This is a genomic window from Metabacillus litoralis, assembly GCF_020524045.1.
Lineage (GTDB): Bacteria > Bacillota > Bacilli > Bacillales > Bacillaceae > Metabacillus > Metabacillus litoralis_C.
Genome location: NZ_JAIVKL010000013.1, coordinates 1 through 21,953 on the forward strand (window position 1 = coordinate 1; position 21,953 = coordinate 21,953).

General features: G+C 32.3%; 20 protein-coding genes, 1 other RNA gene and 1 pseudogene. 11 read left to right on the forward strand and 11 right to left on the reverse strand.

Annotated elements, in window-relative coordinates; genetic code table 11:
• Window positions 1-661 precede the first annotated feature (661 nt).
• The 3 genes from secG to rnr all read left to right on the forward strand — a co-directional run bounded on the left by secG (window position 662) and on the right by rnr (window position 4,453).
• Entirely contained in the window at window positions 662-895 is a 234-nt protein-coding gene (gene secG / locus LC076_RS17055) for a preprotein translocase subunit SecG (protein WP_226670293.1), read from the forward strand.
• A gap of 463 nt (window positions 896-1,358) precedes the next feature.
• Window positions 1,359-2,099 (forward strand): alpha/beta hydrolase, encoded by a 741-nt coding sequence (locus LC076_RS17060; RefSeq protein WP_226670294.1) that lies wholly within the window; start codon window positions 1,359-1,361, stop codon window positions 2,097-2,099.
• Between the two features lie 14 nt (window positions 2,100-2,113).
• The gene (gene rnr / locus LC076_RS17065; RefSeq protein WP_226670295.1) at window positions 2,114-4,453 is read left to right on the forward strand and encodes a ribonuclease R; all 2,340 of its coding nucleotides are present in this window, start codon (window positions 2,114-2,116) and stop codon (window positions 4,451-4,453) included.
• A gap of 26 nt (window positions 4,454-4,479) precedes the next feature.
• Here rnr and LC076_RS17070 read toward each other — a convergent pair whose 3' ends face one another.
• Window positions 4,480-4,956 (reverse strand): GyrI-like domain-containing protein, encoded by a 477-nt coding sequence (locus LC076_RS17070; protein WP_226670296.1) that lies wholly within the window; start codon window positions 4,954-4,956, stop codon window positions 4,480-4,482.
• A gap of 161 nt (window positions 4,957-5,117) precedes the next feature.
• Between LC076_RS17070 and smpB the strand changes: the two genes are divergently transcribed.
• Window positions 5,118-5,585 carry an SsrA-binding protein SmpB gene (gene smpB / locus LC076_RS17075; RefSeq protein ID WP_146947820.1) on the forward strand — a complete coding sequence of 156 codons (468 nt, stop codon included), beginning with the start codon at window positions 5,118-5,120 and terminating at the stop codon, window positions 5,583-5,585.
• A 326-nt stretch (window positions 5,586-5,911) separates the two neighbouring features.
• Window positions 5,912-6,252, forward strand: a transfer-messenger RNA (tmRNA) gene (ssrA, locus tag LC076_RS17080).
• A gap of 1,123 nt (window positions 6,253-7,375) precedes the next feature.
• Here ssrA and LC076_RS17085 read toward each other — a convergent pair.
• Window positions 7,376-7,489 carry a Spo0E family sporulation regulatory protein-aspartic acid phosphatase gene (locus LC076_RS17085; RefSeq protein ID WP_226670420.1) on the reverse strand — a complete coding sequence of 38 codons (114 nt, stop codon included), beginning with the start codon at window positions 7,487-7,489 and terminating at the stop codon, window positions 7,376-7,378.
• A gap of 800 nt (window positions 7,490-8,289) precedes the next feature.
• On the opposite strand from LC076_RS17085, the gene LC076_RS17095 reads away from it, so the two are divergent.
• Window positions 8,290-9,699, forward strand: coding sequence for an AAA family ATPase (locus LC076_RS17095; protein WP_226670297.1), 1,410 nt, complete (start codon window positions 8,290-8,292; stop codon window positions 9,697-9,699).
• The gene (locus LC076_RS17100) at window positions 9,696-10,319 is read left to right on the forward strand and encodes a hypothetical protein (RefSeq protein ID WP_226670298.1); all 624 of its coding nucleotides are present in this window, start codon (window positions 9,696-9,698) and stop codon (window positions 10,317-10,319) included. Before LC076_RS17095 ends, LC076_RS17100 begins: the two co-directional genes overlap by 4 nt.
• 508 nt (window positions 10,320-10,827) lie before the next feature.
• Here LC076_RS17100 and LC076_RS17105 read toward each other — a convergent pair.
• The 7 genes from LC076_RS17105 to LC076_RS17135 all read right to left on the reverse strand — a co-directional run bounded on the left by LC076_RS17105 (window position 10,828) and on the right by LC076_RS17135 (window position 16,724).
• Window positions 10,828-11,948, reverse strand: a protein-coding gene (locus LC076_RS17105; RefSeq protein WP_226670299.1) for an IS3 family transposase whose coding sequence is annotated in 2 segments (ribosomal slippage) — window positions 10,828-11,699 and window positions 11,699-11,948 — 1,122 coding nt in all. Because the reading frame shifts where the segments join, the coding sequence is not laid out codon by codon here.
• 478 nt (window positions 11,949-12,426) lie between these two features.
• Window positions 12,427-13,413: a DUF3231 family protein gene (locus LC076_RS17110; RefSeq protein ID WP_226670300.1), complete on the reverse strand. Its 987-nt coding sequence runs from the start codon at window positions 13,411-13,413 to the stop codon at window positions 12,427-12,429.
• 318 nt (window positions 13,414-13,731) lie between these two features.
• Window positions 13,732-14,334, reverse strand: a complete 603-nt coding sequence (locus LC076_RS17115) for a hypothetical protein (RefSeq protein WP_226670301.1) — start codon at window positions 14,332-14,334, stop codon at window positions 13,732-13,734.
• Between the two features lie 43 nt (window positions 14,335-14,377).
• Entirely contained in the window at window positions 14,378-14,659 is a 282-nt protein-coding gene (locus LC076_RS17120) for a phage holin family protein (RefSeq protein ID WP_226670302.1), read from the reverse strand.
• A 196-nt stretch (window positions 14,660-14,855) separates the two neighbouring features.
• Window positions 14,856-14,972 carry an aspartyl-phosphate phosphatase Spo0E family protein gene (locus LC076_RS24530; protein WP_226670303.1) on the reverse strand — a complete coding sequence of 39 codons (117 nt, stop codon included), beginning with the start codon at window positions 14,970-14,972 and terminating at the stop codon, window positions 14,856-14,858.
• 343 nt (window positions 14,973-15,315) lie between these two features.
• Entirely contained in the window at window positions 15,316-15,837 is a 522-nt protein-coding gene (locus tag LC076_RS17130; RefSeq protein WP_226670304.1) for a phospholipase D-like domain-containing protein, read from the reverse strand.
• A gap of 8 nt (window positions 15,838-15,845) precedes the next feature.
• The gene (locus LC076_RS17135) at window positions 15,846-16,724 is read right to left on the reverse strand and encodes a phospholipase D-like domain-containing protein (protein WP_226670305.1); all 879 of its coding nucleotides are present in this window, start codon (window positions 16,722-16,724) and stop codon (window positions 15,846-15,848) included.
• 809 nt (window positions 16,725-17,533) lie between these two features.
• Between LC076_RS17135 and LC076_RS17140 the strand changes: the two genes are divergently transcribed.
• Complete coding sequence (locus LC076_RS17140; protein ID WP_226670306.1) at window positions 17,534-18,133, forward strand: kinase; 600 nt, start codon at window positions 17,534-17,536, stop codon at window positions 18,131-18,133.
• Window positions 18,134-18,414: 281 nt separating this feature from the next.
• On the opposite strand, the gene LC076_RS17145 is transcribed toward LC076_RS17140, so the two are convergent.
• Complete coding sequence (locus LC076_RS17145) at window positions 18,415-18,627, reverse strand: hypothetical protein (protein WP_226670307.1); 213 nt, start codon at window positions 18,625-18,627, stop codon at window positions 18,415-18,417.
• A gap of 376 nt (window positions 18,628-19,003) precedes the next feature.
• On the opposite strand from LC076_RS17145, the gene LC076_RS17150 reads away from it, so the two are divergent.
• The 3 genes from LC076_RS17150 to LC076_RS17160 all read left to right on the forward strand — a co-directional run bounded on the left by LC076_RS17150 (window position 19,004) and on the right by LC076_RS17160 (window position 19,942).
• Window positions 19,004-19,189 carry a hypothetical protein gene (locus tag LC076_RS17150; RefSeq protein WP_226670308.1) on the forward strand — a complete coding sequence of 62 codons (186 nt, stop codon included), beginning with the start codon at window positions 19,004-19,006 and terminating at the stop codon, window positions 19,187-19,189.
• 142 nt (window positions 19,190-19,331) lie between these two features.
• The gene (locus tag LC076_RS17155) at window positions 19,332-19,490 is read left to right on the forward strand and encodes a hypothetical protein (RefSeq protein ID WP_226670309.1); all 159 of its coding nucleotides are present in this window, start codon (window positions 19,332-19,334) and stop codon (window positions 19,488-19,490) included.
• 191 nt (window positions 19,491-19,681) lie between these two features.
• On the forward strand, window positions 19,682-19,942 hold the full coding sequence (locus LC076_RS17160) for a hypothetical protein (RefSeq protein WP_226670310.1): 261 nt from the start codon (window positions 19,682-19,684) through the stop codon (window positions 19,940-19,942).
• Window positions 19,943-20,953: 1,011 nt separating this feature from the next.
• Here the strand turns inward: LC076_RS17160 and LC076_RS17165 are convergent.
• Window positions 20,954-21,769: pseudogene (locus tag LC076_RS17165) on the reverse strand (MFS transporter); the annotation flags it as partial.
• Between the last annotated feature and the right edge of the window lie 184 nt (window positions 21,770-21,953).

The window sequence follows — 21,953 nt, forward strand, 5'->3', positions numbered from 1 at the left end:
AGTTATACGTGTTTTTCCAAATACACAATCGGCTTTTCGTTTAGTAGGAGCTGTATTAATGCAATATCAAGAATCAGTTTACTCTATTAAAAAATCTCTCACTAAATAACAATTTTTTAGAACTTCCATTATAAATAATTTCATAATCAGTACAGCCAGTCAAAGTAAAAAGAACCTTTGACAGACTATACTGATTATGATGTATAAAACACATGGAAGTTCCGCAAAAAAAATGTTGGTGGGATTTGATAATAATCTTTAAAACAGGTCTGAATGATAGTTGAAAATATTTGTTCAAGAATTTACACAAGATTAAGGACTTGACTACAAAATGATAAAGAAAAGCTCATAAAGTCTATGATTGAGTTCAAAATAAGTTGAGAAAGGATAAAATGTAAGAGCAAGATCCGAAAACTGTATAGAAATGCTCAACATGGAAGTAAATGACCTCAAAATAGCTTTAAATCCTGAAACAAATTCCTAGGCACCCCTAGTCAGAGCACAAAAAGTACGTATAAGCCCAATAATTCCGTTCCAAAGCGCTAATATTTGAGAATACCAACCTTACATCAACAATTAACACAAATGAGTATTGTGATAATTCCTCAATTGTGATACATTAAAATTATCTATTTGTGCGCATTTCAGGAGGTGTGTTTTCATGCATACAGTATTAATTATCCTACTTGTTTTAGTTTCAATCGCTCTTATTACAGTTGTATTATTACAATCTGGAAAAAGCGCAGGTTTATCTGGTGCGATTTCTGGTGGCGCCGAGCAACTTTTTGGAAAGCAAAAAGCACGTGGTCTTGATTTAGTTTTACATCGAGCTACTATTATTTTGTCTGTTTTATTCTTTATTCTTACAATTTTAGTATCATATGTTGTTCAATAATGGGTGAAAGCAAAGGGTCTGTACTAACTACAGGCTCTTTTTTGTTTTAGATGGGGCTTTTCTTTTCTGAAAACTTCTCTAAATGATTGGTAGAAATAGTGTTTTGATCTTTAAATAAGACGTTTTTCGTAAACTTTGTTGCTTTTAAATACCTGAAGCAATTAGCACTGTATTAAGTCTAGTGGCATCTTTTCTTCATGAAATAGTACCTTTATAGTGAAAAATCACTGTTTTCACTATAAATTTTGGTTACCTAGCAACAATTGTTCAGAAAAGAGCCTTAAATAATAAAAAACATACATAACTTTAAGTAAACATCTTTGTAAGTAGGAACAGTGTTTGATTTAATGGTAGTAACGGATTTACATAGACATAAGTTTCAACTAGCTAACATAAGTGAAATGTAATACTAAAGAAGCTTGTCGGGCAAACTATATAAAAGATTTATTGAAGGAGTATAACAATGAAAAGAGTTTTACCAAAGCCATTTACATTTGAAGGTGGAAATAAGGCTGTATTATTATTACATGGATTTACTGGAAATACGGCTGATGTGAGAATGCTTGCGCGTTTTTTAAGTGAACGAGGTTACACATGTCATGCACCACAATATAAGGGACATGGTGTACCACCTGAGGAGCTTGTTTCTACTGGACCAGAAGATTGGTGGAAAGATGTAGAAGAAGGCTATCAGCATTTGAAGAATATGGGTTTCGAAGATATTGCTGTAGGCGGATTGTCACTAGGTGGAGTGTTTTCTTTGAAATTAGGTTACACTGTACCTGTAAAGGGTATTATCCCAATGTGTGCACCCATGTATATAAAAAGTGAAGAAGTCATGTATGAAGGTGTTCTCGAATATGCTAGAAATTATAAAAAATTCGAGGGGAAAACTCCTGAAGAAATTGAAGCTGAAATGAGAGAGTTTGAAAAATCTCCTATGAATACATTAAAAGCTTTACAAGAGTTGATTGCTTCTGTTCGAGATAATGTGGATATGATTTACTCTCCAACCTTTGTTGCACAAGGAAGACATGATCATATGATTAATACAGATAGTGCAAATATTATCTACAATGAAGTGGAGAATGATCATAAAAAAATTAAATGGTATGAAGAATCTGGACATGTTTTAACTCTTGATAAAGAACGAGATCAACTTCATGAAGATGTTTATGAATTTTTAGAAAGTCTTGATTGGTAAAAGGAGGATGTTACATGGATCAAGAAATACAAGTACATATCAATAAGCTACTTGGTTTTATGAAAGATGAGGCGTATAAACCACTGACAGTTCAAGAGCTAGAAGAAGCTTTTGGGATAGAGGATTCTGCAGAATTCAAAGAATTTGTGAAAGCCTTAGTTGTGATGGAAGATGAGGGATTAGTTGTTCGAACACGAAGTAACCGCTATGGCCTTCCAGAAAAAATGAATTTATTAAAAGGAAAACTCATTGGACATGCTAAAGGGTTTGCTTTTGTAGATCCTGATGATACAAGCTTAGATGATATTTTCATCCCACCAACTGAGCTAAAAACAGCGATGCATGGTGATGTTGTTCTTGTTCGAGTAAGTCCGAAATCTTCAAGTGGTTCCCGCCAAGAAGGTTCGATTATTCGAATTCTAGAACGAGGTGTAAAAGAAGTTGTTGGAACATATACAGAAAGTAAAAATTTCGGTTTTGTGATCCCAGATGATAAGAAAATTGCAAACGACATTTTTATTCCGAAAAATTCAGCAAAGGGTGCGATTGAAGGTCATAAGGTTGTAGTGAAATTAACGACCTATCCTGAAGGTCGTATGAGTGCTGAAGGCGAGGTTATCGACATACTAGGCCATAAAAATGACCCAGGTGTTGATATTTTATCTGTTATTCATAAACACGGGTTACCAGGTCCGTTCCCTGTAGAAGCTCTAGAACAAGCAAATGATGTTCCAGATGAAATTAAAGAGGAAGATTTAAAGGATCGCCGGGATCTTCGTAACGAAACGATCGTTACAATAGATGGTGCAGATGCAAAGGATTTAGATGATGCAGTTACGGTCACAAAACTTGAAAATGGTCACTATAAGCTTGGTGTTCATATAGCAGATGTTAGTCATTATGTAACAGAGCAATCTCCAATTGATCGTGAAGCAGTTGAACGCGGAACAAGTGTTTATTTAGTTGACCGAGTGATTCCAATGATTCCACATCGACTTTCGAATGGAATTTGTTCATTAAATCCAAAAGTGGATCGATTAACATTGTCTTGTGAAATGGAAATCGATGAGGATGGCCAAGTTGTTAAACATGAGATTTTTCAAAGTGTGATTAAAACAACAGAACGTATGACATATACTGATGTGAATAAAATTCTTGAAGATAAAGACGAAGCTCTTCTGCAAAAATATGAAAGCCTTGTACCTATGTTTGAAGAAATGGGGGACTTGGCACAAATTCTTCGTAAAAAGCGTATGGACCGTGGAGCTATTGACTTTGACTTTAAAGAAGCAAAGGTGTTAGTTGATGGAAAAGGTCATCCAACAGATGTTGTTATACGTGAACGTTCTGTAGCAGAGCGTCTAATCGAAGAATTTATGTTACTTGCAAATGAAACAGTTGCAGAGCATTTCCATTGGATGAATGTCCCGTTCATTTATCGTATCCATGAAGATCCTAATGCTGAAAAACTTCAACGTTTCTTAGAATTTATTACGAACTTCGGTTATTCTGTTAAAGGAACTGCAAACGAAATACATCCAAGAGCATTACAAAATATAATTGAGGAAGTAGCAGGTAAACCAGAAGAAACGGTTATTTCGACTGTAATGCTACGTTCGATGAAGCAAGCAAAATATGATCCAGAAAGCCTTGGACATTTCGGGTTATCAACAGAATTTTACACACATTTCACTTCACCAATTCGTCGTTATCCTGATTTAATTGTTCATCGATTAATTCGTACGTATTTGATTGAAGGTAAAGTTGATGAAGACACACGTTCAAGATGGGCAGAAAGCTTACCTGTTATAGCTGAGCATTCCTCTAATATGGAGAGAAGAGCGGTTGAAGCTGAGCGTGAAACAGATGAACTGAAAAAAGCAGAGTATATGCTTGATAAAATTGGCGAGGAATATGACGGTATGATTAGCTCTGTGACAAACTTCGGTATGTTCGTTGAGCTTCCTAACACAATTGAGGGTCTAATTCATGTTAGCTATTTAACAGATGATTATTATCGCTATGATGAACGTCATTATGCAATGATTGGTGAACGTACAGGTAATGTTTATCGAATTGGTGATGAAATCACTGTTCGTGTTGTAAATGTGAATAAAGATGAACGTTCGATTGATTTTGAAGTTGTGGGAATGAAAGGGACGAGAAAACGCCCTGATAAAGATGCTCCTAAAAAAGTGATTATTGCAGGCAATGGTAGAAAGCCAGATAACTTAAAATATGGTAGGAAAAAAGAAGACGAAAAATCTGGAGACTGGTCAACTCGTCCTCCACGTAAAAAGAAAAAGCATTTCGAAAATCCGCCAAAAGCAAAGCGTAAAAAGAAAAAAAGATAAATGATAAGAGAGGCTGAGATATAAGTTCAGCCTCTTTGTTTTTCCATAACAATGGGGATCATTATTGTTAAGTGTGGCTCATCTGTTAGTGGCTCATAAGTGATTGGATAGATATCAAAGTGGTCTATTGTATTTTGAACGGGTTGATAGGAGTTTTCTTTCATCCAATCATAAAGTGTTTGATAGGCTTGATAAACATGAACACCCTTGTAATCTAGTGCTGCATAGTGATGTGATTGAAATTGGAAAACATCGAAATTGGCTGGTAAAGAGCTTTTTTCAGGAACCTCTGTACAGATATAATACGTAAAGCCGTTAGCGATATTCTGTAACGATAGTCCATATATTGTTTGTGAGCGCTCAAAGAAAGGTGTGTTGAAAAGGTCTTTACGAAATTGATGTAGTACTTTTTTTACATCGCCTTTTTCGGCCTGCTCAAAAGTACCTTGCCATTTTACTCCAAAAGCTTGAAAGGCAGTTTTCTCTTTTATTTCTATTTTCATTTTAACACCTCATATAGATTCGTTAATCATTGTATTCTCTCTAATCAGCGTCAATCCTTTTACTAACGATAAAAGTGCCAAAAGATTGAGTTTGCGTCCATTTTTTGCTAAAATATAAGTTACCGCTATAATGATAGGTACACCCGAGAGGAGGCAACACAATGCCTAAAGGAATGGGAAAAGTAGTTGCTCAAAACAAAAAGGCAAATCACGATTTTTCAATTGAAGAAACGTTTGAAGCTGGCATTGTCCTTCAAGGAACGGAAATCAAATCGATTCGAAACGGTCGTGCAAATTTAAAGGATTCATATGCACGTATTGAACGTGGTGAAGTATTCTTACTTAATATGCATGTTAGTCCATATGAGCAAGGAAATCGCTATAACCATGATCCATTACGTACAAGAAAACTACTTCTTCACAAAAAGGAAATTGTCAAATTAATTGGTGCAACAAAAGAAGATGGGTATGCACTAGTTCCTTTGAAAATGTATTTAAAGAATGGTTATGCTAAGGTTTTAATTGGTCTTGGTAAGGGTAAAAAGAAATACGATAAGCGTGAAGACTTGAAGAAAAAAGAAGCGAAACGTGATATCGAGCGTGCCTTTAGAGAACGCCAAAAGATCTAAAAGGTAGGCTGTTTTCGCAATCTTTATGACGATTAGAAACTTAAATAACAGTTCTGTATCAAGTCTATTGGTATCTTTTCTTCTCGTATTAATACCTTTTATCCGATAAAACATTGTTTTTAACAGATAATTAGGTAACTCGTAAGAATAATTTCAGAAAAGAGTTAATAGGTAAAACCTTACAATTGCATTCTTGTCTCAGTCTGTTATAATAGATTTTGTAAGACAGTCACTTACACACAATTTCATAAGCAATTAAGCTTATTCTACTTTTGTAATACCTCCCGTATTCCCAAGCTGGTATATACGGCTAATCATGGGGACGTTACGGATTCGACAGGGGTAGTTCGAGCTTAGGTTGCGGGCCGAAGGGATCGTCTTCGTTAAAACGTCACGCCAATAATAACTGGCAAATCTAACAATAACTTAGCTTTAGCAGCTTAATAACTGCATAGCTAGTTCCTCCCTCCATCGTCCATGTGGTAGGGTAAGGGACTCACTCTTAGTGGACTACGCCTAATTCCTCCGTCTGGGGATGATGGAAGAGACCAATCAGACTAGCTGCTCTGACGCCTGTCGATAGGCATAGGAGTTAGCGAAACTGCGAATTTATCGACTACGCTCGTAGACGCTTAAGTGCCGATATGTCTGGACGTGGGTTCGATTAGTAATTAGTCGCCTTATGTGGTAACACATAAGTGAAAATTCGGCTTTATCGGTGAAACCTAAGTCACTTAAATGTGATAGGGCAATGCCGAGCGGTATGTAGAGCAATCTAACAGCCGTGTATCGACTTATAGGCTGCCAACTTGGTAGTACTAGGATACGAAAATCTGCCTTTTCTAAAGGTAAAACTACTTTTCGTATAAGACGCCGAAGGACCTAACAAGGTTCAAGATATAGTCAGTGCCATGACGAAAGCATGGAATAGCACGTCCCACCGTCTCCACCAAATACATATTTGGTGGTTTTTGTTTTGTTAAATTTGTGACTTCAACCATATATTTTCCTAAAACGAAAGCTTATGCTTGAAAATACTTAACGAAATTTTATGCTTGAAACTTACTTGGATTTAGTATCTAAAATAACTTAGAACTTAATTATCAAAATGGAGTAATGCACACAAGTTATTGTGTGCATTTTTATTATAGCTTATTTTATATCTTTCTTTAGAGTAATAACCTTAGTACACTAATTATAAAGCACTTTATTTAATATTCGAGTATGAGAAAAATGATTTGGAATTTTTCACTTCTTTCTAACGAATCTATAAATATAAAAATCGTTCATATTACTAAATTATCATTACATTTCATCCTGATATTAAGTTAAAGGTGGATAATGTTGAAGACGAAAAACGAAAGAACAACAGATTATTTGCTGAACAGTAGAAGTAAATTGCGACACAAAGTAGATTATGAGTGTTCAAATATAGTGAAATAAATATTTAGGATTTATTAGGTCCTAATTTTACAAATAGATTTGTGAAAAAATAAGCTAAAGTTGCAGCAATAGAAGAAATAATTAGATTAAACATACTATCTTGACCAGTCATAGGACCTAAAAATACGTACTGGGAACCATAATTGTAATTTTTAACAGTATGTAAGATTTCTAATGAGATTTTTTGACAAATAGGAAATAAAACACCAAATAACATAATAAAAAAGATATATTTTTTCAAAAAAATCTTCCTTTCCATTCTTTTTTATCAATATATTAACCCTTGTCCTAAATTATTATAAAAATGAAAAATCTATGTCGTAGTTCGCATAAATAGATCAGTAGATTTATGATAATTTTAATTTTTGATATTCAATTATAAGTTCATCTAATTCTTGGCTGATAAAAACTGTTACAGGATGATTTAATCCAAGAAGCTTACCTGCCTCAATTAAATCAATGCATTTTAGTCAATTCTTACATGGTCCTGTATTATCTATTTATTGAGAAAATGTATATACTTTGTAAATTTATTTACATGAGATCACTTTAATTCGCAATTCACTTAATACTGATAGATAAAGATGCGGAAAATGAAAAAGGGCAAGTTAAATGCCCCAGTTTTTAAAGTATTCAAAGAATCCCATATGCATTGGGAATACCCATAAATATGCACCAAAAATAGCTTCTCCACCTAGTAAAAAGTTGTCAATTAATTTAAAAATAAACCAATTACTCGAGGAATGGCTTATATCATTCTTAAAGAAGCTGCACAAGAATTATACCTGAAAAGCATAGGTACACATTCGGATACTGGTTTTATAAACCATTTCAAGATGTCGTTACTCTCCAGAAGATATTTAATCATACAGATCCAGGAGTCACATTAAGATATATTGGTATAGAACAAGGTGATATTGATAACAAGAAGAGACGATTTAACCTATACGCAACATATAAGTTATGTATAACTCATATTAACAAACAACTGCAAACCTTGAGACTGTATGGGCAATTTAGGTTTGTTGAGTTATATATAATATAGTTTAAAGATAATTAATACTGATGTAAAACTAGTCTATTCTTTACTATTTTCATATTAGAATAGTTTATTTATTAAAAGGAATAAATAATAATATTAAGATTGATGACCCAGTAAAATTAAAATATGTACTAATCTAAAAGAATACTGATATGGTATACTTAACCATATAAAAGATTATAATGAGGATAATCTAATGCTCAAGAAAGCAGGGTTATAATGAATTTGAAAATCTCCAATTTAGCACAGATTAAGGATGCTCATTTCGAAGAAAGTGATTTGGTAGTAATAGTAGGAGACAATGGGACTGGAAAAACATTGTTACTGGAAACAATCACACTTATAAAGGATTACTTTACACGAAACTTAGATAATATGATTGATACATATCTTGAGGAAAACCCCAATTGTATAAAAGTTGAGTTAGATTGGGAGGACTTGTATAAGTATTACAGGGCAAGTAAGATTGAAAAATTTAATGATGATAAAGATAGCTCATCATCACTTAAAAGATTTAAAGTCGAAGTAGAAATTCAAGATACATTAGAGGTAAATGACTATTTCTCATATAAATTCAAATCAGTTACTGAAAAAATAACAGAATCAATCAAAGAAAAAGTTTTGTTTACTGAAGAATCAAATGTGAAATATGAATTATTAGATATACCAGAAGTAAGAGATTCATATGAGTATAGTTCGTCTTTTATAATGAATGATGGTTTTGGTATATTGATATCAGATATTGATAATAATCATAAAAATGTAGTTAGCAGTATTTTTCATATAGAATCAGGTGAGGACTTTAACCAGGAAGATCAAGAAGATATTGAGCCTGTAGAAAATTATTTGCCTACATTAATTAGTGCGGAGGATTTTAAAAATAAGATTTTTAAAAATTCTCAGAAAAATTTTTTGAAATTAATTTTCAGGAATTATTTTAGTGACGGAAAGTTACTGTTTTTACCATCGGAACGTAACTTATATATGGATAACGCATTAAGGAAAACTCTTGATCAAAATTATAACAAAACTAAGTTAAGATATAGTGAGTTTTTGTTTAACAAAGATTATTTAGAGTTCCAGGACTTATCCAAACGTTTTTATAAACGTATCTTCTCTGAAGAACTTAAGAAACTATTTGGTGGCACTCTTTCATTTACAGATAATGGAGAGGTAGAGAGCTTGACTAAAACAAATGGACATATAATTAGAAGAGAATTGTTTTCTACCAAACAAAATAGACTTTTACCATATCTAATAATAAATAATCCATTTCAAAATTATAAAGAGATAATTATTGAAGAACCGGAAGCCCATATGTCATTAAAAAGTATGAATGAGTTATTAGATTTTATAAAAACACTTATAAAGAAAAAGGATAAAAAAGTATACCTTACTACTCATAGTGATGTTTTCTTTAGTAGAGTAAATAATTTCCTCATTAGTAATAATGGCATTTCTTCAAAAGTTTATGAACTAAAAGAGGATGGAAAAGAGTCCTTTTTAGAAAGTAAAATTAAAACAGAGTATGGATATGAAATTGATTTATTCACTCATGAACTAGAAGACCTCTATCAACAAACAATTGAACTTCAAAATGAAAACATAGATAAGTTGGACGAAGTATGATTACATCACTTGAACTTATTAATGAGGATAGTATCGAACTTAAGGAAGAGCCAATCATTGTGGAAGATTACATACCATCATTTGAACTATTAATGAGGGTGAATATAGAGAACGAGAATGGTACTTTATATCATGTCTTTTGTGAACCTAATGCAAAAAGAAACGAAGAAAGTCGTATAAAATTTATTGCATTAAATAATTTTCCGGACTGTATATTTTTTAAATATAATGAAATGGAAAATATTATAGACTGTTATATATGTGAACTTAAAAAAAAGCCCTCGAACCAATTAACCAAATTAAAAAAACAGTTATTCTCAGGTTTGATGCATTGTAAAGCACTTTTCTCTATTTTAGATTTAGATATCAATCAAATTAATTTTAAATTTCCTGTTTACTTATTAGAGGATAATAATGTCGAGGTCCAATATAACAAATTAGTAGGTAGACCAAAGAAAGTAACTCCTGGTAAGGAAGTTACAGACCCAAGTGATTATGAAAATTGGAAGCAAAATAGATTGATTTTTTCTAAGGGTGACTACTCTTATAATATTGATATAGATAAATATCAATTGAATAAAGAAACCGACAAACTATTTACTTATGTGCATAAAATATAAATCTCTTAAAGTAATAGATAGAGTAATTGTTTCCTAATAATTTTTAATTTTGATTTATAAGTCTGACAGTATCACCTTCTTGTAGAGGAGGTGATTTTTTATGTGTATATTATTTTGATAGTGTTTTCAGGCATTTGTTATAAATACAAGAAATAGCTAAACTAAATAGCATTGTTAAACTAAAGGTAATGAGAGACTCTTCCTAATTGGGTTTGGATAATTTATTACTTATTTTTGTTATCAACATTGGGAATTAAAAGACTGTCATTTACTTTACAGTACAACGATTACTGCACATCAGAAAAAATCTTCAGCAAGCAAAGTGCGAATGTTGAAGAAAGAAGGAATTTCAAATTATAACCTAAACTTAAAATGTATTTTCAGTTGGATATAACAGTGAACAGGCTTAAAGTGAGGGGAGGATACTGCCTCTTATTCTTAAAATACTAACTTCGTATAAAATATCTATTAACACAACTATATAAAAGTATGGTATGTCAACACTAAACTAGACAACTTTTTTAAGGTGTTCAAGTTTGTAATCGATCGGACTTACATAACCAAGTGTTCCATGAATTCGTATGTGATTAAACCAGTGGACATAGTCATGTAATTCCCTTGTTAATTCTTCTAAACTATCAAAATGTTGCCCTTGAACAAACTCTGTTTTGATGATTTTAAATGTCGCTTCAGCTACTGCATTGTCATATGGGCAACCCTTCATGCTTAAAGATCGTTGAATGTTAAACGTCTTTAAAGCATCGTCTATCAGCTTATTTTTAAACTCATTCCCACGATCCGTATGGAAAAGTTGAATTTTACGAAGGTCGACTTTAATGGAGGCGAATGCACGATAGACTAGTAACGCATCTTTCTTTGGACCTGTACTAAAGCCTACGATTTCTCGATTAAAGAGATCGACAAATACACATACGTAATGCCATTTTTTATTGACTCTTACGTACGTCAAATCGCTTACAACCACTGTCATTTCTTCTTCCTGGTTGAACTCGCGGTTTAGTTCATTCTTCTGTTCGGATTCATTACATGATTTTGTATGCGGCTTAAATTGAGCTATGGTATACGTAGATACAAGACCCTGTTCTTGCATAATACGTCCAATTCGTCTTCTAGATACGATGAGACCGCGCTTTATTAATTCTACTTTGATTTTGCGTGTCCCATAATTTTGACGACTCGCATGGAAAATGTCGATCACATCTGAGGTCATGTCATCCTCTGTTGCTCTTTCTTTCGCTTCAAAATAGTAAGTGCTTCTAGGGATTTGTAGGACTTTACACATTGCTGATATCGAGTATTTATGTTGATTATTCTTGATAACATTTACTTTCGTCCTAGTATCAGCGCGGCTTGCTTTAAAATGTCGTTTTCCATTTCGAGTTGCTTATTTCTCTTTCGGAGTTCGATCAGTTCTTTTTGTTCATCTGTTACATTGTCTTTTTCTTTAAAAGAACCAGAGTTCTGACTCTGACCCACCCACTTATCTAAAGAAGAAGGAGTTAGGTCATACTCACGAATAATCTCTTTTCTTGGTTTCCCATTTTGGTACAGCTGCACGATCTGTTGTTTGAACTCTTCAGTAAATGTTCGGCGTTCTCTTTTGGTCATGTAGATTCTCCTCAAATGTATTATCTGTAGTCTACTTGACCTTAAAAATTCTGTCCAACTAAGTGTAGCCTATCCAGTAGTTAAAACGTCTCGAATCCTTGATAGTACTGGGGGTGAGGCGTTTTTTATTAGAGAAAGAACGAAAGATAAGTGTTATTAACACGTCTTGAGGGGAGGGAACACTATTTTCTATCTCTATCTTCGGCAAACCGACTAGATTATAAAGTAACTCATTTATTGCATAGTAGATAATTTCTGTGAAATAAAAGTAAATAAAAAGACCTCAAAATGTAGAGGTCATCAATGATGAAGAATACGGAATCGATTACTTTTACAAAGTAGTCGACTCTTCGCAATTGATATAGTTTCAACAAAATTAGTAATCATCATTTTAAAAATTATAGTACGCTATATAAAAAAAGTTGCTTACTAACCTATAGATAGTCTGTTATAAAATAAGTAGGTGTAATAATATGCTTTATGACTGGTATTCCATTGCTTTGGGTGGGCATTCAAACCAACCATATTTGATTAATAATTCAGTACCATCTTCCCCAAATTTAGAAACCTCTGCTGCTAATCGAGTAAAATCAATACCAATATCATGTCTAATAGAATTTGAGACAGCATTACCATAATTGCTTATTCCTTGGGCATTTAAAAAACTGATAAAAAAGAGCATTAACTTTTCAGAAAAAGGAGATTCAAGTGAATCTGTAATACCCCGATTCCATGTATTGGGGGTTGGTAAGTTTTCCTTGTTCAGTCTTTCTGACATTAGGCGTACATGCTTTTCAGCAATATCTTTTCCCCTTTTAAAATAATCCCGTAGCTCCTTTGTTTTTGTTACTTGAATAAAGCTGTTCATTAATGATAATCCCAATGAGTTTGTGATTAGGTTATAGAATACACTGGCTATTTCTATTCCTGCAATTGGGCGTTCGACACCAAGCCAACCGTTTAAGAAGCTTTCCTTTTTAACAAACGATACATCTTTCGGTAATGGAATATAAGGAGCTCTAATCCATAACCCTTTTGCTAATAACAATTCTCGTGAATCTTTCAGCAATTTTAATGAATTTGATAGAAAGTTTTCATAAAAATTAAAAATATCTTCTCTAGCGATAGTATTAATGGCTAAAGAACCATAGTTCATATTTCCTTTTGCTACAAACCACTGAAAGTAAAGGATAAATGGGTCTGTATATAATCGCTTCGAATCTAACATAACATCTGATTCCTTAAATCCAATAGGTATCGGAAAATTACTATATTTAAAAATCTCTTTAAGTTTTGTAATATTTCCATTTACTGAATTCATGGTTAAAGTGTTTATTTTTTTTATATCGGGGTCTTCAACTATACGGTCAAAATATTTTAATAAACAATATTTTAATGTTTCTGCTTGATATGTAGACCATAAATATCCTATTTCAGCTGCTGTCATATCAATATTAGTTTTCACGAGTAGCTACACCTTCTTATGTTGAATTATATTACTATGTTTTACACATGTTTTTGAAATTATTACTTATTATTTTTTAGCTTCGCCTTTGATACTTGTGAAAAATTTAGATAGAATGTAATTCGAGTAAACAACTCTTAGGAAAACTAGAATAATGCTTGAATATGAAGGTGAATAACTATGTATAAAATTATCGACTTTTTTCTTTTTGGATAAAAAGGTGAATAAAAAAATACCTAATACCAAGGTGGTTTTTTAGATTGACGTTTTAATTTTACACACATACTATGCTGCTTTAGCGTAAAAGTGCTTATTATTTTAAATTTTGATCGGTGATTTTATGTGACCTATAAAAGTCCTTAGCCTTCTTGAAAGTAAAAAGTGACATAGGGCTATGATGCCTCCTGATAAGTCAGATATTAAATCTAAATCAGTGTCTAATAAGCTAGGTTGATTCTTAATTTTAGGTTTAAACACTATATCTTGGATAAATTCAAATATTTCATAGAGAGCACCTAATGATGTTGAAAGAAGAATAAAGAGAATTACAATCAATTTTTTATGGAGGATTTTTGTTTTTGCAAACTGTTGAATAATGAAAAATGACCATAATGTCATTGAATATGTTCCGAATATATGCTGGACTCGATCAAATAAAACAGATGTAACATACAAGTTAAATAATTCACCTAAGAAATCATTCGTTGTCATTGAAATAACAACAACAATTCGAACATAAATAGGGATAATCCATTTTTGTTTATATTCAAGAATAACATATATTAGCCAGAAAATAGGATCAGTGATAGCCGATTTCATATAGTCATAATTGCGTATTAAAAGAAGTCCAAGAATACAAAAAGTTTGAATGATAAAAAAGGTTAAATCAATTTTCACTCTTAAAGGGGTGGTTCTGTTCATTTGGTCACTCCTAATACTTTTAGCATTTCAAATATAAATCAAATTAATTTTTCTTATTATTTCTTAAAGAGATTAAATTTGTTTTTAAAGCAGCATAAGAACCGATAGCAGCGTAGCCATAAAACCAACCCATAAATATACCTGCAATAATATCCTGACGATGACTTATGAAAATAGAAATTAATAACCCTAAAACAAGTGCAATAGTGGGAATATACTTTTTGTTTATTTTTGAGATGATTTTTATTATTTGAGTAAGCAACATTACCAATGGAACAGCTACTATAGCGTCCCAAAAATTAGTTTGAATTGTAGGGAAATCCAATGTGAACACACCTTTTTTTCTTATTATGCACTAAAGTAAAAAAATAAAACTAGACTGTAAAATTTTTAACAGCAGTTTAAAACAGGTGAGGAATTAAACGAACCTTGTAACACGATAAATAAAAATACCCGCTTTTTTAACCTGATATACAATTGTGTTAGGTCGCAATTGCATAAAAGCAGTCAAAGAAGCAACTTTAAAAATCTTTGGAATTCATTTCTCTAACGATTATATGTAAGAGTGCGTCTAGTTCCTGACTGATTTTAATAGTTTTAGTTGATGAGAAGCGATGTACACTTGCTGTCTTAATCATAATGTTCTTAAAGATTCAATTTTATTAGTTAAGGATTGGTAAGTTGTCTTAATTGTTCCTAAAAAGCATAGATAAACAGCAATTGGATGACCTTTAGAATGCGATGTGACTTACATATCTTAATGAAGTAAATAATTACTTAGATGTAATATATCAACCTCAAGGATTATAATCATGGTTGGAATAAATATAAAAATCTGACATTCCTTAATTAGAAAGTCAGATTTTTTTGGAACTTGTCAATGTTATGGAAAAGTACAACTCACTCATCGGCCAATCCTTCTTTATGAAAGACTGTTTTTTAAATTGCTTTTATAGTGCAATTTAACTATAGAGCAGAGCCCTATAATAAATGCTGGAATAAATCCGTTATATAGGATAGTCCTTTTATACTGAATGATTTAAACCAACTTACTTTACCTGGTTTTAAGTTGGGGTCCTCTATATACGATTCATCCCTTGCTACCTTTAAGCTCTTTTTATAGTAATGGCTCATTTCCTTTTCGAGACTTTGGGTAAATTCCACGCTATCAATGACCACCATGGACTCGGTATTTAAAAACACCGACCTGGCATCCATATTAAATGCTCCAATGGCACTCAATCGATCATCAAAGATAAATGTTTTAGCATGTATAGAATCAGGACCCTGATATTCCAATACGTTTACATCCCTTTTTACCATCGCGTTAATATGTTTAATATGTCCCGAATAGGCCATAACATTGGCAGTTGATGCTAACGAGTTCGTTAAAATCGTTGTTTTTTCAGGTGGTACTTGTAAGGTATCCATATAAGGAAGCATAGGTCCCGTTGGAATAACATACGGGCTTTGTATGACTAAGGACTTTTTCGAATTCTTCATGAGATTGGTTAAATCATACCAAGCCCAAGGTTCTTTATTAAATCTCTGTATAGGATTATGAATAAAGGTGATTTTGTTAGTGGGAAGGGAATTTTTACCCAATCATAATAATTATTAAATAATTTTTTATCTGTTTTCCTCGAATTTTCTAGTTTCTGTTTTATTTGTTGATTGGCTTCTTTTGCTTTTTTCTGTCGGCGTGAGGAAAGCTTATCAAAAGGAACCTTTGTAATAGGATGATCCCAGATTTGATTAAAGTACCTGTCCATTTGATTCAAAACACTGCCTTCCTTTTTCTTGAGATCGGTATTAATTACCAGAACATCTCGGTCATACGTAGGGGATTTTTCACCTTCTTGAATAAAATAACGATTTCCGATATTTCTGCCGCCGATAACTGCATATTTATGATCGATAATAAGTAATTTATCATGGAGTCGATTATGCCATGTCCAAGGTAGTATAGGATTTAATGGTTCGTAAAATTTAATTTCGATATTTGGATGATTGATTAAGGCGTATTGAACATCTTTTATACTAAATCTTAGACCATGGAAAATTCCATCTAAAAGGATCCTTACCTTTACGCCACGATCGGCCGCATCCAAAATCGTTCCTAAAAATAAATCAGTAATATACCCTTTATGAATCGCATAATATGCGATATCAATAGACTCTTGTGCATTTTCTAATAAGTTAACACGGGCAGCCGCTGAAAACGTTTTTTCTTCCAGTAGAATTACGCGATCCTGTGATGCCTCACTTCCATAGAATCGTTCCACTTTATGCTGTTCCTTATAGGTGTTACTAACCTGAGGATGTTTTTCTTTAAAAATAACAATGCCGAACATGGTAGCATACAGTAAGTAAAAAATGAGAATAATCATAACCGCTCTTCTAACCTTTTTTATCTAATTTACCTCCTTTCTAACACCATAATAATTGTTAATAGTTTGTTCAACATTTTTTAAAATATGAAATAAAAAGGAATAATATAAAATAAGTTATGTTAGGTATGAAAAAAGAAAAGGCTAACCTCTTTTCAAATCGGATTAATCGTACCTCTTCTATTTTAAATTGCTGTCTTGGTATAAATTCTGCTTGGGTTACTGGAATAATCTTAGGGTTAAAATATGGTATTATTTATGTAAGAGTATGAGGTGATAATTTGGCCTCAGTAATTATATTTTCTATGATTTTTGTTATTATTGTATTTTTAGCAATGGCTAAAACGATAAAAGATAATCAAAAAAAGTAAATAACTTAACAGTAGTTATTGTACAAATGGGTGAGAGTGTTCAATATGAACAGTCGCTTTTTCACTATCGGTGCAGGTTTGTTTATACGGGGAAGAAAACAAGGTGAAAAAACAGTTAATTACGGGGTGAATTTTTCTTTGGATTTTTTTATTATATTAGGGGGTCTAAAAGTTGTGTTCTCACCATTTACCTTTGTTTGATGTATATCTCTTCTTGCTGTTATTGGTTGTTCAGCTGGTGTAAGTGCATTTATCAAAGAACTTTATATTTTAAAAGAAAAAAATTATACTAAATAAAATATATTTTGTTCATCGAGAAGAATTTAATAAAAGCTATTTCTTGTTCGAGTAAAGTGTACGATTATTCTATATAAGCAATCAATTCTTGTGCTTACGAAGCAGAAAAGTGCAACTAAGCATATTAAAATTAGGGTGGGAATGGGCTTGGAAGATAAAATAACAAATTTATTTAAAAAAATTCCAAAAGTTAAACAAGGTCAAAAGGTTGTTCTGGGAATAGATGGATTAAGTCGTTCTGGTAAAACAACAATAGTAAGAAATATTGAACAGCATATTCAAGAAAAAAATATTTTGACTTGTGTTTTGCATATAGACGATTACATTGTAGAGAGAGAAAGACGTTATAACACTAGTAATGAAGAGTGGGATGAGTATTACAATTTGCAATGGGATGTAGAATGGCTAAAAGAAAATTTATTCAAAAAACTTAAAGAATCTAATGAACTAAAATTATTAACTTATAACAATAGTTCTGATTCGTCAAAATTACAAACGGTCAAAATACCTGATACTTGTCTAATTATAATTGAAGGAGTGTTTTTACAAAGAAAAGAGTGGAGAAATTACTTCGACTTTATGATTTTTCTATATTGTGGACGAGAAGAGAGATTCAATCGTGAAAGTGTTGAAACACAAAATAACATTGAAAAGTTTGAAAATAGATACTGGAAAGCAGAAGATTATTATATGGAAACAGTTTTGCCAATTGAAAAAGCTGATTTGGTTATTCAGAATTAAAATCCCTAAAATTTAGAATGAATAATGTTTGTGAAGGCTTACACATAAAATAAAGGATACGTTAGTTTAATAAGGGCTATAATTCATATATGAACTTTGCTGCGCAGTACACGATTCTATGCTACAACTACCTTCGCTTTAGGTAAATTTGTGTAAAATCTTAAAGGAAAATGTAAAAATAGAGAGAACCTATTCTTCAAGTTTCCTCTTTAAGAAAGACTGACCACATACACATATCCCTAATTGCACAGACTTAATTTATTTCATTGATTTTAATTAACTTATTTTACAAGTACAAGCTTTATAAAACTATCTAATTGTCGTTCGTTAATTGATGCCATATCTTTTGCAATACCATCCAACTCACCAATAGTGGTTGAAAACACCTTTAGTAAATGACTTGTTTTTAATTGAAGTTCCCTGAAAAAATTTAATGTTTCTAGCTCTCCATTTTGATATTTTTCAATATCTTTTTTTATTCTCCATTGTTTCATACTACCTATGGATGGCTGTACATCGAGCTTTTATATCAATTACACATTTACACATATCTAATATAGATTCAGACGCCTATTTCTGGGGAAATTGGAAAAGTTTCCTTCAGCATAATGTTTTTAAGCGTGGCATAGTTGAGTGGGGTGGAGTTGCAATAATAGGTGGATTTATTATTGGATTATTAATTAGCTATATTTATCTTCGCCTTGACAATCTAAGAAAGTCCAAAAAGGAAAATAGGAATTTTTAGAATTAAATGGGTAAATTGCATTTCGCTTTATTCAGCTAACGGGTAGCTAATCTTCAAGAAGGAGATTGGCTTTTTCTTGTTGAAGTAATGGTGAAGGATAACTTAATAGTCAGGGAGGCTCTAATGTGAACTTAGGTTGGGTAGGTATTATTTCAGTTTTGCTAATAGTTGTATGTTTTTCATATACCCTTAATTTTATAGAAAACTTACATAATGGTGATAAACGAATCGCTAAACAATCAAAAATAGTAGCTATTATTTGTCTGGGGTTAGCTCTTTTAATTCCTTTTGTTTATAGTTTATTTGTGTAAGATTTATAAATCCACTTTTAAACTAACTGGTAGCGTTTCTGCAATTAGACAGAGACGCTTTTTCTATGCCAACAAAAAGGAAATTAATGTTAAAATATAGGTCAGAAGAGTTGAAGAAAAGTAATGAGAAGAGGGGAATATATTGGACGCTTTAGGAATTGTAATTGTTCTAATTTTATCATTGTGGTCTATTACTAAAACATTGGAAAAAATGACTGATAAGATATTGGATAGTCATAAAAAACAGAATGAACTTTTAGAAGATATTAAGTCGAAACTTGAAGAAAAACAAGATGAGTAATCATAAAGTCTCTTCAACTTACCCACTAACAGAAGGTAAATTCTTATTGCATTAACGGGGTACGTTCCTTTAACAAGGAGACATCAATATTTAACTGATGATGAAGTTTTATAGATAAGTACTCTGGGTCTAAATCCATTTTATGTTTTGTTATTATGTAAAGGAGAATTTGTAGAAATAAAGGTGATTTTTTGGGATTTATAATCTTAATACAAGACTATACACAAAATAGTAAAATGAATTATTTTGAAGTTTCTCTAATTCAAGATGGAAACAAGATTACTTCAGCAAAACCTTTAAATTTTATTGAAGTTATTTCTAGAATTAATTTCTTGACTGCAAATTATAAGTTGAACAATCACTGTAAGATCATCTATACATACTATGATGAACAATCAAAAGAAACACTATCAGCAGAGAAAACAATAGCTAAATATAAAGATGTTTTTTAGAAGTAAGTGAACTAATTCAGTCCTTTTATTATTCTACTTCGATCACTGAACAATAGCGGCAGGTCAATTCAACTATCGGTGAGCTTTAATTGAATAAGAATTTTCCACAATCGGGCCGGAGTGTGGAAGATCTAATTTTTCATTTTAACTAATAAACAAATAAAATGTTTCTCCAGTTGGATATAATAATGAACAGTTTTGAAGGTAGAGAGGAAACTCTCTATTATTCTTAAAGTTTCAACTTCGTGTAAAATATCTATTAATACAACTAAAATTTAGTATTTAAAACACCATAAATCCTTGATATTACTGGAGTTTAGGTGTTTTTTTATTGTGCAATTAACAAAGATAAGTGTTATTAACACATCTAGATGGATGAAACCTAAAATTCTATTACATATCTCTTTCTTCAGCAAACAACCTAGATTGGGGAGTAACTCATAATTACGTAGTATATTATGCAATAGCGATTTACATAAATGTGGAAAATATGAACGATAATCCGTTATCTTCAGGTATATTTTAGTATGAAGATTTGCGACATTGTGAAGTTATTCACTTAAACTAACGTACGTTGATTCATCAAGGATGTATAAACAGTAAAAATAGACGATGTGAAATTTCTTGGAAGCCAAGGGGTTTTGTTGTGGTCAGGTTCTAATAGGAGTGATTATGTTAACTAAAATTGCATAACGTATAAAGCTTAAAAATAGGAAAAGCAATTTTTCTGTTATGTAACAAGACATTTAAGGTAGTCATAATACTTTACGTAACTTGAGTTAGATTAAACTAAACTAACATTCTGGAAACCCTTATAAATTAATATAAAGATTTTTTCTATCTATAAGATGTTTTGTTTTATATGAGTTACCTCCTATATGAACAAGGCAGCTTTCAATTTCTCGCTGAAAGCTGCCTTGTTAATTACGTTTTAATTGTAATTTACTATATAGGGATATATCTACATTAGTCTAACTATTCAAGAAATAAATTATTAAAAAAACTTTTCTATCATAGCTCTTTGCTTGGACTTTTCCGAGACCAAACAACTACAGGAATAAGCACTAGTGACAGAATGGCTCCAGAAAGTGATAATGCTGCAAAACTAGAATGAGCGACTACCATTCCTGATATCCCCCCACTAGCTGCTCCTGACAGTGCAAATAGGACATCGACTGATCCTTGTGTTTTTGCACGCACAGATGGGTGTGTTGAATCTATAATGAGAGCAGTCCCACTTATTAAACCAAAGTTCCAGCCCAAACCTAGTAGTACTAACGCCAGGGTAAGCAGTGGCATTGAACCTACCGGTGCAAATGCTGCCACCAATCCAGAGGCTAGGAGTGTAGCACCAGAAGCAGCAGCCATGGTAATACGGCCAAGCTTATCTACCAGTATACCTGTCAATGGTGAAGGAAGGTACATAGCTGCTATATGGAAACCTATAACTAATCCTACTTCTCCCAAACCATGACCATGATGTCCCATATGAATTGGTGTCATTGTCATAATGGCTGCCATGACAAATTGAGTCAAAATCATAATTACAGCCCCTACAACAACACCCTTTTTGTTTATGGTAGCATTCTTTAAACTTGTCCCTGTCAGTGCGGTATCGTCTTTTTTCTTAGCATTCGCAATAGCTGCAGACACAACCAATGGGTCTGGACGAAGAAAAATTAAGATAAATAATCCGGCAATAATAAAAGCAGCTGCTGACAAGATAAAGGGGCCAGCCAAGGTTGGAACACCAATAGAATCAGCAAATTCTCCCATTCTATTGACCAAGTTGGGACCAACTACAGCACCCAAGGTAGTGGAAACCATTTAATTTAAATTCGTCATCTTCGTGTTTTAATAGAATCTCTATAATAACTAATTTCTATAATATAATTTCTTGCATTTTATGTTGTCTAATTCGTCTTGTGTTAGCACTTCCGTTTGCAAAAATGTTTGCATTCTCAATTTACCTTCACTGATCCGTGACTATTGCTTGATTTAAGTTAAGTGT